At 62.7% G+C, this 13019-nt stretch carries 10 protein-coding genes; 1 reads left to right on the forward strand and 9 read right to left on the reverse strand.

The features are described from left to right. Positions 1 to 37 precede the first annotated feature (37 nt). The 3 genes from FAX90_RS11295 to FAX90_RS11305 are packed head-to-tail and all read right to left on the reverse strand — an operon-like array spanning position 38 to position 5139. On the reverse strand, positions 38 to 1672 hold the full coding sequence (locus FAX90_RS11295; protein ID WP_144097526.1) for a long-chain-fatty-acid--CoA ligase: 1635 nt from the start codon (positions 1670 to 1672) through the stop codon (positions 38 to 40). A 43-nt stretch (positions 1673 to 1715) separates the two neighbouring features. After that, entirely contained in the window at positions 1716 to 3905 is a 2190-nt protein-coding gene (locus tag FAX90_RS11300; RefSeq protein WP_144097527.1) for a 3-hydroxyacyl-CoA dehydrogenase NAD-binding domain-containing protein, read from the reverse strand. 28 nt (positions 3906 to 3933) lie between these two features. Continuing rightward, positions 3934 to 5139, reverse strand: a complete 1206-nt coding sequence (locus tag FAX90_RS11305) for an acetyl-CoA C-acetyltransferase (protein ID WP_144097528.1) — start codon at positions 5137 to 5139, stop codon at positions 3934 to 3936. A gap of 330 nt (positions 5140 to 5469) precedes the next feature. On the opposite strand from FAX90_RS11305, the gene FAX90_RS11310 reads away from it, so the two are divergent. Then, positions 5470 to 6276, forward strand: coding sequence for an SDR family oxidoreductase (locus tag FAX90_RS11310; RefSeq protein ID WP_240704873.1), 807 nt, complete (start codon positions 5470 to 5472; stop codon positions 6274 to 6276). A 58-nt stretch (positions 6277 to 6334) separates the two neighbouring features. On the opposite strand, the gene FAX90_RS11315 is transcribed toward FAX90_RS11310, so the two are convergent. From FAX90_RS11315 to FAX90_RS11340, 6 genes are all read right to left on the reverse strand, one after another. After that, positions 6335 to 7306: a zinc-binding dehydrogenase gene (locus FAX90_RS11315; protein ID WP_144097529.1), complete on the reverse strand. Its 972-nt coding sequence runs from the start codon at positions 7304 to 7306 to the stop codon at positions 6335 to 6337. Between the two features lie 136 nt (positions 7307 to 7442). Beyond that, complete coding sequence (locus FAX90_RS11320) at positions 7443 to 8519, reverse strand: amidohydrolase family protein (protein WP_144097530.1); 1077 nt, start codon at positions 8517 to 8519, stop codon at positions 7443 to 7445. Between the two features lie 173 nt (positions 8520 to 8692). Beyond that, positions 8693 to 9484 (reverse strand): TetR/AcrR family transcriptional regulator, encoded by a 792-nt coding sequence (locus FAX90_RS11325; protein ID WP_144097531.1) that lies wholly within the window; start codon positions 9482 to 9484, stop codon positions 8693 to 8695. Between the two features lie 241 nt (positions 9485 to 9725). Next, the gene (locus tag FAX90_RS11330; protein WP_144097532.1) at positions 9726 to 10724 is read right to left on the reverse strand and encodes a zinc-binding dehydrogenase; all 999 of its coding nucleotides are present in this window, start codon (positions 10722 to 10724) and stop codon (positions 9726 to 9728) included. Positions 10725 to 10734: 10 nt separating this feature from the next. After that, on the reverse strand, positions 10735 to 11625 hold the full coding sequence (locus tag FAX90_RS11335; protein WP_144097533.1) for an SDR family oxidoreductase: 891 nt from the start codon (positions 11623 to 11625) through the stop codon (positions 10735 to 10737). Between the two features lie 151 nt (positions 11626 to 11776). After that, positions 11777 to 12631, reverse strand: a complete 855-nt coding sequence (locus FAX90_RS11340) for an enoyl-CoA hydratase/isomerase family protein (protein WP_144097534.1) — start codon at positions 12629 to 12631, stop codon at positions 11777 to 11779. Positions 12632 to 13019 lie beyond the last annotated feature (388 nt).

Here is a 13019-nt window from a genome sequence, read left to right on the forward strand (position 1 = left end):
TTGGGTTGTGCAGGGTTGGTGGCTTGCGGCGATCATCTCAGTCGACCTTCTCGACATAGCGCGCACGCAGGGCTTTCTTGTCGAGCTTGCCGACACTGGTTTTGTCGAGTTCGTCGACGAGCCTGATCTGTTCCGGCACGCCGTAACGCGGGATATCGCCCGCCGCTGCCGCGGCCTGGAGCGCGGCGCGAATGGTCTCGACATCGAGATCGTAGCCCTTTCGCGGCACGACCAGCGCCATGGGCCGTTCCAGCCAACGGTCGTCGGGAATTGCGATTACCGCGCTCTCGGCAACGCCTTCGACTTGCGAGATCAGGCTTTCGAGCTTGAGCGAGGAAATCCATTCGCCACCCGACTTGATCACGTCCTTGACCCGGTCGGTAATCCGCAAGGCGCCGTCTTCGCCGAACTTGCCGATATCGCCCGAATGCAGCCAGCCGCCGCGCCAAAGTTCCTTCGACGCTTCTTCGTTGCGCCAGTATCCGGGGGTCAGCCACGGACCGCGAAACACGACCTCGCCCTCTTCGCCAACCGCCGTCGCGCTGAGATCGGGCGCGGCCGTGCGGATGTCGCAAAGCAGGATCGGCCGACCGGGACGGGTGCGCAGGCTGAGCTGCTGCTCCACCGGGGCGGCGACTTCGCTTGCCGTCAGGTGGTTGATGGTCTGGACGGCGCAGGCCTCGGACATGCCGTAGCCGCTGAAGATGTCGATACCTTGTTCAAGCGCGGCGCGGGCCAGCCCTTCGGGCAGCGCACCGCCACCGATCAGAACCTTCATGCCCGCCAGGCTGACGCCGCTTTCCTCTGCCTCGTCAAGCATCATGCGCAGCACCGATGCGACGCAGTGGGAGAATGTGACCCCCTCTTCCTTGATCAGGCGGAGCAGCACGTCGGTCTTGTAACGCCCCGGATAGACCTGTTTTGTGCCCAGCAATGTCGCAGCATAAGGAAATCCCCATGCGTGGGCATGAAACAAGGGCGTAATTGGCATGTAGACGTCGTCCGCGCCGAACCGCCCTTGCGCCGGTGCCGTGCCGAACGTGGCGAGTACGGACATCGTGTGCAGGAACAGCTGCCGGTGCGAGTAATAGACGCCCTTGGGATTGCCCGTCGTGCCAGATGTGTAGAACATCGTGGCCCGCGACCGTTCGTCCACTTCGGGATAGTCGAACTCGGACGGTGCCTCATCGGTGATGGTGTAGAATTCGAACATTTCCACCCCCGGCGGCGGCACAAAATCGCCCGCATCGCCGACGACGATGATTCGCTTGAGATCAAGGTCCGGCCCACCGCCGACAAGCAACGGCAGGAATTCGGGATACGCGATAACCGTCGTCGCCCCGGCGTGGCCGATCGTATAACGGACCTGTTCGCGCGACAGGCGGATGTTGACGGTCATCAGGACCGCACCCATCGACGGAATCGCGTAGAAGCATTCGAGATACCGGTGGGTATCCCAGTCCATCACCGCAACGGTGTCGCCCTGCTCCACCCCGCACGCTGCCAGCGCGCCGGCCAGTTTCGCGACCCGTTCCTCGAACTGCGCGTAAGTGAAGCGCAACCCGCTGGCGTCGACGATCTCACCCGCCACGGTCGACCGGTTCACGGTCGGCAGCAGGTTACGGATAATCAGCGGGTAATCTCCGTTCGGTACTTCGCCACCGATCATCATTCTTCTCCCGATAGTCTTGTTTTCATTCTTGCTCGATCGGTATCTAGCTGCTGGCCAGCTCGGCACGATCCTGTGCGACGGCCTCTTCGGCCTCACCCGCAGGGTAGAACTGCTTACCCTCGCTTGCCATGTCGCGGAGCATTTTCGGAGCCGAGAAACGCGGGCCGTAAAGCTGTGCCAAACGGTCGGCTTCGCGCACGAAGGCGGGAACACCTACCGTATCGATGTAGCTGATCGTCCCGCCGGTCCAGAGCGGGAAGCCCCAGCCATAGACCGATCCAAGGTCGGCATCTTCCCGCGTTTCGAGCACGCGTTCTTCAAGGCAGCGAACCGTCTCGACAGCCTGCGTGTAAAGGAAGCGCGCCTTGAGGTCGTCGATGTTCCAGTCGCCTTTCACGGGGAAATGCTCGGCAAGCCCTTTCCAGAGCTGCTTCGTGCCGTCCTCGTTGTATTCGTAGAAACCGCCACCCGACTTGCGGCCGCCACGGCCGATCTCGTCGCGCATCCGGCGCAGCGTCTGGACACCGGCGGGGACGAGATACTTGTCGCCCTCCTGCTCGATAGCCTGATCGACGATCATCAGCGGCAGGTCGAAACTCAGCTCGTCCAGCAGCACCAGCGGACCTACCGGCATGCCGATGGACTTCGCCGCATTCTCGATCACCGCGGGCGGCACGCCTTCGCCCAGCATGGCCGCGCCTTCGTGGATCATCGTCTGGAACACGCGGCTGGTGTAGAATCCGCGGCTGTCGTTGACGACGATCGGCGTCTTGCGCAGCTGCGCCACGTAGTCGAGCGCCTTGGCCAGCGTTTCCGCCGAGGTCTGCTGCCCCATAATCACTTCGACAAGGCTCATCCGGTCGACCGGCGAGAAGAAGTGGATACCGATGAACTGGTCGGGACGCTTGGACGCCTTGGCCAGCTCGCTGATCGGCAGGGTCGAAGTGTTGGAGCCGAACACCGCGGTTTCCGGGATGACCGCCTCGGCCTTGGCGGTGGTTTCCGCCTTGATGGCCAGGTCTTCGAAAACGGCCTCGACAATCAGGTCGCAGCCTTCGAGCAGGGCAAAGTCATCAGTCGCGGTGATCCGGCCGAGGATGGCATCGGCCTTGTCCTGCGACATGGCCCCTTTCGCGATCAGCTTCTGCGTGACCTTGGCCGAATACTGCCGGCCCTTCTCCGCCGCAGGGACGTCGCGGTCGATCAGGACGACCTCGATGCCCGCCTTGGCCGAGACGTAGGCGATGCCTGCCCCCATCATGCCCGCGCCAAGCACGCCGACCTTTGACACCTTCGATTTCGGCACGCCCGCAGGGCGCCGCGCACCCTTTTCGGCCGCCTTGCGGCTGATGAAGCTGGTGCGCATGATGTTGCGCGCCACCGGGCTGCCCAGCAGCTGCGCGAAGTACTTGCTTTCGACCGACAGGGCCTTGTCGATGGGCAGCTGCGCGCCTTCGTAAACGGTCTTCAGGATCGCAGCTGCGGCAGGCTGGTTATAGCCCGCCTTCTTCGCCACCATGGCGGCTGCCATCGAATAGTCGGCCGCATCGGACGGAACCAGGATGCCCAGCGGTTGCGGGGCCTTCGCGCGCTTGACGTCCCAGGGCTTCACCGGGTCGGGGTTCGTCGCAAGCCATGCCTTTGCCTTGGCCGCGGCATCACCCGCCGGTGCGATCTCGTCGACGATGCCGAGCGACAGCGCTTCCTCGGCATCGATCTGGCGGCCCGAGAGCAGAAGGTCCAGCGCCGCCTTCACGCCCGCGATGCGCAGCAGACGCTGGGTCCCGCCCGCGCCCGGCAGAAGCCCGACGTTGACCTCTGGCAGACCGACAGCCGTGCCCGGATTGTCGGTCGCGATGCGGCGATGGCAAGCCAGCGCCAATTCCAGCCCGCCGCCCAGCGCCAGCCCGTCGATGATCGCGACCCACGGCTTGCCCGACCGTTCGATCGAACGCAGCATGCCCGACACTTTCTGCGAAAAGCCGAGATGTTCGCGTTTGGTCATGCCGTCATAGGCGTTGACCATGTACTTGAGATCGGCACCCGCCATGAAGGCCGACTTGGCCGAGGTCAGGATCACGCCCGTCACGTCCGCATCGGCGGTCACGCTGGCGATCGCCTCTTCCATGTCCGCGACGAAATCGAGCGAGATGATGTTCATCGGCGCGTCGGCATTGTCGAGGGTGATCGTGGCTACGCCATCGGCGTCTTTCGAGATGTTCAGATGTCGCATGTTCTTCCCGTTCGTTCCGATGGCGCGATTAGACGCGCTCGATAATCGTGGCCGATCCCAGGCCGTTCGCCGCGCAGAGCGAGACGAGAGCGGTGCTGAGATCACGGCGCTCCAGCTCGTCGAGGACGGTGCCCAGGATCATCGCGCCGGTCGCACCCATCGGGTGGCCCATGGCGATCGCGCCGCCGTTCACGTTGATCTTGTCGTGCGGAATGTCGAGCGTGTGCATGTAGCGCAGCATCATGCTGGCAAACGCCTCGTTCAGCTCGAACAGGTCGATATCGTCCTTGCTCATCCCCGCGATGGCCAGGGCCTTTTCGCTGACCGCCGCCGGGGCGGTGAGCATGATCGTGGGTTCGGACCCGATGCTGGCATAGCTGCGGATCCGGGCGCGCGGTTTCAGCCCCGCGCTTTTGCCGAATTCCTCGGACCCGACGAGGACCATGCCGGACCCGTCGACGATGCCCGAACTGTTGCCGCCGTGGTGGACGTAGTTCAATTTTTCGACTTCGGGATAGCGGTCCTTGACCACGGCTTCGAACCCGGCCTTCCCAAACCCTTCAAATGCAGGCTTCAGCTTGGCCAGCTGGTCCAGCGTGGTGCCGGGTCGAACGGCCTCGTCATGGTCGAGCAGGACGTCGCCAAGAACGTCGCGCACGGGCACGATGGAACGGTCGAAACGGCCTTCTTCCCAGCTTTCCGCCGCGCGGCGCTGGCTCTCTATCGCGTAGTTGTCGACATCCTCGCGGGTATAGCCGTCAAGCGTTGCGATCAGGTCCGCGCCGATGCCTTGCGGGGCATAGTGATTGTCGATCGTGATCGCCGGATCGGCGACCCACGGTCCGCTGTCGTGGCCCAGCTTCGTCCGGCTCATCGCCTCGACACCGCCGCCGATGCCGCCCTTGATCATGCCGGCCATCACTTGCGCCGCGATCAGGTTCACCGAATCGAGGCCCGATGCACAGAACCGGTTGACCTGCTGGCCCGCCACGGTCTGCGCATAGTCGGCATTGAGAACCGCCGCGCGCGCCAGCACGCCGCCCTGTTCACCCACCGGCTGCGCGCTGCCCAGAATGACATCGTCGAGCAGCGCGGTATCGAGTTCGTTACGTTCGCGAAGCGCCTTCAGGAGCTGCGTCGCCAGCTCGACCGATGTCACTTCGTGAAGGGAGCCGTCCGCGCGGCCGCGCCCACGGGGCGTGCGGACGTGATCGTAGATTAAAGCCTCTGTCATCCTGCATCCTGCTTTTGCAATTCGTGGCCGCTGCCATCGATCGGAAACCATGCCTTGCGACTGGTAATTATTGACATGCCTATTAAAAGGCATATCGTCAACCACATTACGTACGCAACCGAAGTTCGGCCGGCTTGCCATTTCCGACAGGTTCGATGAAATTCCGATCCGGCAGGGGTTGCCCAGGCCGAGAGCGCGATTTTGTCGGCGGCGGGCCGGACAACAGGCGATCGGGGGGATGATTTGATGGACGGCGCCGAATTTCCCGCGCGCTATCCCGCCTTCTGAATGCCTGCCATTTTCAAGATAAAGACAACGGAGAGTTCCATAATGGCCGACACCGCCGACAAACCCAACACCCTGGATATCGCCGACCTGTTTTCGCTGACCGGCAAGGTCGCGCTGGTCACCGGCGGTGCGCGCGGTCTGGGCAAGATGATCGCCGCCGGTTTGCTGCAGGCCGGGGCGAAGGTCTACATCACCTCGCGCAAGGAAGAAGACGTTCGCGCGGCGGCCGAGGAATTGAGCGCGCTGGGCCAATGCGAAGCCCTGCCCGGTGACGCCGGGAGCCCGGAGGGTATCGCCGCACTGGGCGCGCTTTTCCGCGAGAAGGGTGAAAAGGCGCTGCACATCCTGGTCAACAACGCAGGCCGCACGTGGGGCGGACCGTTCGAAACTTTCCCCGACAAAGGATGGCCCGGGGTGATGGCAGTCAATGTCCAGGGGCCGTTTCGCATGATCCAGGAATTTCTTCCCGAGCTGGAAGCGGCAGGCAGTAATGGTGATCCCTCGCGCGTGATCAACATCGGGTCCTACGCGGGCACGGCGGTCAACGATCTCACCGCTTACAGCTATGGCGCCAGCAAGGCCGCCATCCATTTCCTGGGCGGCCAGCTCGCCTCCGATCTGCGTTCGCACAATATCAACGTCAACACCGTCGCACCGGGCTATTTCCCGTCCGACATGACGGCACATCTGCTCGACGGATCGGATGCTCTTGCAAGCAAGGTCCCCATGCGCCGAGTGGGCAAGGCGGACGATATCGCAGGGGCAATCATCTACCTGTCGAGCCGGGCCGGCGCCTATCTTACGGGCATCGTTCTGCCGGTCGACGGAGGGCTTGCGGGAACGCGCTGAACCAAAGGCGTGACGCGGCCTTGGTTCGCCACGTCACGCCAGGTTCGAGCCGCGCGGATTAGATCTTGATGATGTGCCTGCCCATGATTTCGCCGCCCAGCCGAGCGATCAGCTGAGGAGTCTCGTCAAAGGTGTACTGCCCTTCGATCGGCACCGAGATCTTCCCGCTCGTGACCAGTTCATCCAGGTCCTTGATCGCCTGCTCCCGCTCTGCCGCCGTGCGATTGGGAAGCGCGGCACCGATCACGGAATAAGTCCGCCCGATCATGTCGAGCGGGTTCAGGGTTGGAAAACCGGCCGAGATTCCGATGAGCGCGAGCCTGCCCTTGAAAGCAATGCCCTCAACCGCCTGATCGCTCGGCTCGCCGCCGACAGGGTCGAAGATCAGGTCCGCCCCGTGACCGTCGGTCAGTTCGCGGACCGCCTGGCCGACGTGGACCTGCGTGGGATCGATAACCTCGTCAGCGCCCAGCTTTCGGCAGAAGTCAGCCTTGGCATCCCCGCGAGCGGTTGCAATCACGCGCGCGCCCAGCGCCTTGCCCAGTTCGATCGCAGCCGATCCGCTGGCCCCGGACCCGCCAAGGACCAGCAGCGCTTCACCGGCCGCAAGCTGGCCCCGGCTGACGAGACCGACATAGGCGGTGTGGTACGGAACGACGAAGCCTGCGGCCTGCGCATCGTCGAGCGCGTCGGGCACGGGGAACGTGTCGAATTCGCGCGCAACCGCATATTCGGCCAGCGCGCCCGCCTGGTTCTTGTACATCGTGCGCGCCATGACGCGCGTGCCCGGAGAAAACGCGCTGTCGGGCCCGGTTGAATCAATCGTGCCCGAAAAGGAATGTCCCGGAATGGCGGGGCATGCGCTGACGAAGGGATAGCGGCCCTGCACCGACATCATATCGGGCAGGCCCAATCCCACGGCGCTGACCTTGATCACGACCTCGCCCGGCCCCGGAACCGGTTTTTCCATGTCCTTCAGTTCCAGAACATCAAGCGGTTCGCCGAACTTGTCGGCCTGCCATGCAAACATCTCTCACTCCCTGAATTCTATCGGAGCATCGTTGTATTGACACGGGCGTTAAATATCCAGCCCAGCGATGCCCTCGAAAGCGCCATTTTATTTGTGTCAGCCGGAGCTCGGTGCGCGGCCCGTCAGGGCAGGCGAACTATGCCAGCCGAGGGAACAGGGCGAGCGCGTTGTCCCGCTCGATCGCGCGCAGCGCCGTGGGCTCCGGAACAAGGTTCGACAGCGCCGCCACGGATGGGGCGATCGGTATATAAGGCGTGTCGGAACCGAGCAGGATCTGTGACAGCGGCAGCGCCGCGCGCATGGCGGCAAAGGCCGGTTCGTTATATACGAGCGCGGTATCGAAGAAGTACGACTTGAGCATTTCCAGCGCGCCTTGCGGAACGCGTTCCGCCAGTTCCGGCTTTACGCGGACGACCGCGGCAAGGCGATCGAGGATCATGAGCATGGCGCCGCCGCCGTGCGTGAATATCAGGCGAATGTCGGGAAACTGCGCCCCTGCCCCGCTATAGATCCAGTTCGTGATCGCCCGCGCCGTATCGAACGGATATTCGAGCAGCGCAGGTGGGCTGACCATGTTCATTTCCTGGCAGCACGCCGGGGTCGCGGGGTGGACGAAGACGACCGCCTTGCGCCGGTTCAGCTCTTCATAAAGTGGCCAGTAGGACGGCTCTCCCAGCCATTTGTCCTCGTCACTCGTCCGCATGACGAAGCCGTCGGCCTTCAGCACGTCCAGCGCATAGGCCGCTTCGGCAAGCGAACCATCGACATCGGGAAGCGGCAGGCTGGCGAAATGCCCGAAACGGCCGGGATGGTCCGCTTGTGCCTGCGCGGCAAATTCGTTGCAGTGCCGGCACAGCGAGCGCGAGCCCTCCTTCGTCTCGGACCACGGACCGGGGCTGTTCAACGACAACATGGCCGTGGCAACACCGGCCTCGTCCATCGCGGCAAGGCTCTTTTCAACCGTCCACTCCAGCACGTGCGAATTGTTCATGCCGGAAATCTCGCGCATGAACTTTGGGCGCGTCTCCTCTACCGAACGCGGCGTCATGAAATGATGGTGCACGTCGATGCGGTGGGGCGAAGCATCGGCCGTGGGTTGCCCCTGCGCCTTGGCAACCGGGCTCAAAGCCGCCGCGCCGAGCGCCGCAGAACCGCCAAGGAAATCGCGCCGATGGATCGACGAACGTGGATCGCTCGTAAGCTTGTTTGCCATTTCTGGTCCTCACCCTTGCACGATTGAGCGTGCAGAACCCCACCGCTCATCGCCGTTAGTAAGGCAATGTAGAGTAATTTAGGGGGTCGTCAAATCAGCAGTGCAGCAACGCGGCCCGACATTGCGGGATCGCCTCGCTGCCCTGGATGCGCTGTGGTCGCCGACCCGCTCGGTTACCGCGAGCCGGATTTCGCCGGGTCAGCAGCGCCTTCGATCTGGCGATCACGCTCTATGCCCAGGATGAAGAGGGACATCCCCTCTTCGAAAAAGCGATCGGCATTGAGCTGTAGAGGGGCGACTTTGCCGAAGACGATATTCTCCGTCCGGCTAGGGTCCAGGCTCGCCAGCTTGTCTTCAAGGAACTGGCGGTGGTCGGCAGGTAGCAGCGCGTGCGTTGCCTGATGCGCGGTGCTCATCACGAATTCGTGGATGAGCTGCGAGTGAATACCCGTGCGTTCCGCCGAAAGCCCCGCCAGACGGATCGCACCGACGAAGCGGTCGAGCATTTCGGCACCATAATCCCGGTCCCCGAACGCGGTCAGCTGGAAGACGCGGAACTGGTGGTTCATAACGAGATAGGCGGAGATGCCCGGATAGGCCACGAGATGGTCGAAAAAGGCCTTGGCCGCGTTGCGAACGTCCTGCTCCCAGTCGTCGGTCGTGGCCGGCCACTTCCTGATCATGCTCTTGTAGAACAGGTTCATGACGCCCGAAGTGAGCCAGTCGCGGCCACCGACATAATAATGGATCAGCGCAGGCGTAACGCCCATCGACTTGGCGACGGCGACGATCGACAGGTCCTGCAAGGCAACCGTCTTCGCCATCTTGAGCGCGGCTTGAAGGATGCTGCGCCGGCTGACCCCACCCTGTTCGCTGGCGGCTGGACGTCCCGGACGGCGGCCCGACCCGCGCGCCGGAGCCCGGTGCGGCTTGTCATCGACAGCCTTGGTGGTCTTGCTACTCACGCCCCAATCCTCAAATCGACAAAGCCGCGGCGCGGCCCCCTGAAACCATACCGGTTACCAACTCTGTGTCAGACTGACGACGCCCGTGTAAAGGCTGTCGTCGCAACTGAACTCAGGAGTATGCCCCGGCCAGTCCAAGGCGGGCGGGGAAGTCGGCGGCAGCATTCCCGCGCCGATGATCGATCGGCCAGTCTCCGCTACCGACGACATCACATCGCCGAACGAGGGATAGGGTTCATCGTCAGCGAACGACCAGTACGGCCCGTGCCCATGACGACGAATTGTATTTCATCGCCTCATCGATCTGGTCGAGGGGAAATTCCTTACCGATCTTGGTCCGCAGAAGCGGATCGTCGACCAGGGCTTCGACTTCGCGGGTCGCGGCATCGAGCTTTTCGGGATCGAGAACCGTCTCCGTCTCCAGGAGGGAGAAGCGCTTTATCGTGAGGTTTTTCTCCACGACATGCATCGTCGAAAAGGTCGTCGGCGCCAATGCGTTCATGATGCCTGCGACATAGATCGTACCGCCATTCGGCAGGGCCGGGATCATGTCACCGATCAGTTCTCCACCAACGGCGTCGAACACGGCGGTCGCGTCAAGGCGCGCGGCCAGATCCTGCAATTTCTGCGGAAAATCGGCTTCGGTCGTCAGCAGGACATTCTCGATGCCCCGGCCCACGAGATCGTCGCGCGATGCCTCCGACCGGACGAGGAAGATCGCCGGCACGCCCAGACGGCGCGTCAGCGATGCAGCGATCAGTCCGGTCGCGCCGGAGCCTGCCGTGACGATGATGCCGCGATGCCCCTCGGCCTTGGCCTGCACCAGGAAGGAGAGGATGGTCATGATATGCGCGAAGGAGCCGGAATAGTCCCGCGCCTGCAGGTCGTCGGGCAGGATGAGGCAGCTTTCGTAGCGCACCTGCGCTCTTTCGCACCACACGCCGGTGGTTTCCGCACTTGGCTTCAGCGCCTTGCAGATCGCCACCTTGCGGCCGAGATAGCGTTCCGGAACCCCCTCCCCGATCGCAGCGATCGTGCCTGCGCCATTCGTGCCGTAGATGTCGTGCAAGGCGGTTGCCCACGTGCCGTTGGGCAAGGGATGCGTGAGGAAGAACTTGTCCCCGTGCATGATGCTGGCCGCCTCCATGTCCACCAGGACATGCCCCGCGGCAGGCTCGGTCAAGGTCGGGACCTCCCGCACTTCGAGCGAGCGATCGTCGGTATAGCAGATTGCTTTCATGATCTCGTCCTCAGGGCTGCCGACCGGCGGAGATGTCTTCGTAGGCCTTGCTCGCGAATTGCTCGAACGTCGTCGCGGGGCGTCCCAGCAGCCATTCCAGGGTGCGCGGATTGCCCACGAAATCGTAATCCTTGTACCATGCCATGATCGACCGGATGATCTTCTCCTGGTGCGAGAAATCGGCATTGGGATCGCGCGTCGCCCACAGCGCGTCGATCAGGTCCTGGGGCGTCTTCGCGACCGCCGTGACTTCGCGGCCAATCACACGGGACAGGATGTGGGCCATCGCGAGAGAGTCGATCTTGTCGGGGCCGGCCAGCTCGTATGTGGCAAAATAGTGCGCCGAGCCTTCGACCAGCACCTTGAGCGCAACATCGGTCAGGTCTTCGAGCGAGAGATAGCTGTGCTTGCGAGTGAGGTCTTCGTGGAAGGTCGGCAGGATACCCGCCTCGACCGCCGGGGCCACGTAGACTTCGGGCATCATGTAATCGCAGGGCCGCAGGGCCGTGAAATTGAGGCCTGCCTGAACCAGCGCCAGTTCGTGATCCAGCTTGTAGCGGTGCTGGATGATGTCGATGAAAGGCTGCAGCAGCGACAGGAGCACGACGTGCTTCGTGCCGACCTTCTTGGCGGCTTCTGCCATGGCGTAGCCCATCGCCTGTTCGCGCGGGTGGGCGCCCGGGCCGATATGGTAGACCGAATCGCAGCCGTCGAGCGCCTCGGCATAGACCTTGGGATCGCTGAGATCGCCGACGAAGACTTCCTTGGCGCCCAGCGCCAGCACTTCTTCATCGCGCCCCGGCGTGCCGCGCGCACCGCGGACATCGAAGCCGGCGGCGGCAAGTTTGGGGATCAGGATCTTGCCCTGATGACCGTATGCAGCTGTGACCAGTACTTTCATCGTTCCGTCTCCCAAGATGGATTCATGCAGTTTGCCGAAACGCTTCGGCTTGCACAGTTTATTGTCACTAATGTTAATATTGGGCGCAACTCTTCGGCCCTAAAGGCGATCTCGACCCGATTGCCTGTTGAGTGCAGGCAATCGGGCGCAATCACTTCATTTCGAAATAGCCCGTCTTGCCCGACACGACATCGGGCTGTCCGTCGATATGGACCGGTCGGATCAGCGCCGCGGTCACTTCATGCGACAGGTGCAGCGCGAATTCGCGGGTGAACAGGCTCTTCCAGCGCTGCCGCGCAACGTTGGTCGTAAAGCCGCGAACCTCGCGGGGGCGCGCCATCAGATGCCTGGCCATGGCCCATGCCTGCTTCATCAGATCGTCGCGCGGCACGATGTCGGTCACCAGGCCCCAGTCCAGCGCCTGGTCCGCGGTGACCGGCTGCCCCAGGTACATCGCCTTGTTCGCACGTTTCATGCCCATGAGTTCCTGCAGGATCAGGAAATTGCCGTCCCCGGGAACGAGGCCCAGGGTGAAGTGCGGCTCAACGAAGGTGGTATCGGGCGTGCACAGCGTGATGTCGGCCAGCAGGGGACATTCGGCGTGAAAGCCCGGCCCGTTCATCGCGGCGATGACCGGAATGTTCACGCTCCAGATCATCTCCTCGACGATCTTGGTCCCGTCGATGTGGAACGTGTCGTAGATGATATCGGTGAACGGCGGCGGGGCTTTGCCGTCGATCTCCTTGCCAACGCTGGTGTCGGGGTCGACCGACTTGACCCAGTGGTCGCCGGTTCCGGTCAGGATCATGACCTCGTTCTCGCGGTCTGCGCCGACGGCGCGGAACATCTGGGCGAAGGCACGATGCATTTCGAGACCGAACAGCGCCTCTGCACCGTTCGTATGCACCCGCACTTCGATGATGCCGTCCTCGCGCTTCATCTTGAAGAACTGGGACAGACGCTCGGAATAGCTTTCGAACGATTCATCCGGCAGGAACGTAGCCATTTCAATTTCCTTCCCAATTATGCCGGCGGCCCGAATGTCCAGAGGGTGAGGAAACCCCACGCCATTTCATCCAGTCGAATCCGTCGGTTTACGCGGTATCCGATCGACCCGGCTTGTCTCTTGGTTAATTAACTTACATGAAAATTAAACGCAGGCAATCGTTATGGACCAGCGGTTGCAAAAAGCGGACGAGAGGCTGGAGCAACCGCAGCGGCACGACATCACTGGTCAGAACGTTCGCAAAATAACGGGCCATTCGGCGCAGCATCTGTGCTGGAAACTGGTATCGTCGCGGCCAGACGAACCGGGCATCTCTGCCATGCGGCAAGAAGCCCGTGCCAACGCAGGCTATCCGCAAAAAAGGTATGGCGCCGGCGAAGAATCTCTC

Source organism: Croceicoccus sediminis, assembly GCF_007570835.1.
Lineage (GTDB): Bacteria > Pseudomonadota > Alphaproteobacteria > Sphingomonadales > Sphingomonadaceae > Croceicoccus > Croceicoccus sediminis.

Bases quoted from the DNA above. Each gene is read 5' to 3' on its own strand.
- FAX90_RS11340 (WP_144097534.1), bottom strand. From the start codon at position 12,631: ATGGCTACGTTCCTGCCGGATGAATCGTTCGAAAGCTATTCCGAGCGT.
- FAX90_RS11330 (WP_144097532.1), bottom strand. From the start codon at position 10,724: ATGAAAGCAATCTGCTATACCGACGATCGCTCGCTCGAAGTGCGGGAG.
- FAX90_RS11320 (WP_144097530.1), bottom strand. From the start codon at position 8,519: ATGGCAAACAAGCTTACGAGCGATCCACGTTCGTCGATCCATCGGCGC.
- FAX90_RS11295 (WP_144097526.1), bottom strand. From the start codon at position 1,672: ATGATGATCGGTGGCGAAGTACCGAACGGAGATTACCCGCTGATTATC.
- FAX90_RS11300 (WP_144097527.1), bottom strand. From the start codon at position 3,905: ATGCGACATCTGAACATCTCGAAAGACGCCGATGGCGTAGCCACGATC.
- FAX90_RS11310 (WP_240704873.1), top strand. From the start codon at position 5,470: ATGGCCGACACCGCCGACAAACCCAACACCCTGGATATCGCCGACCTG.
- FAX90_RS11335 (WP_144097533.1), bottom strand. From the start codon at position 11,625: ATGAAAGTACTGGTCACAGCTGCATACGGTCATCAGGGCAAGATCCTG.
- FAX90_RS11315 (WP_144097529.1), bottom strand. From the start codon at position 7,306: ATGTTTGCATGGCAGGCCGACAAGTTCGGCGAACCGCTTGATGTTCTG.
- FAX90_RS11305 (WP_144097528.1), bottom strand. From the start codon at position 5,139: ATGACAGAGGCTTTAATCTACGATCACGTCCGCACGCCCCGTGGGCGC.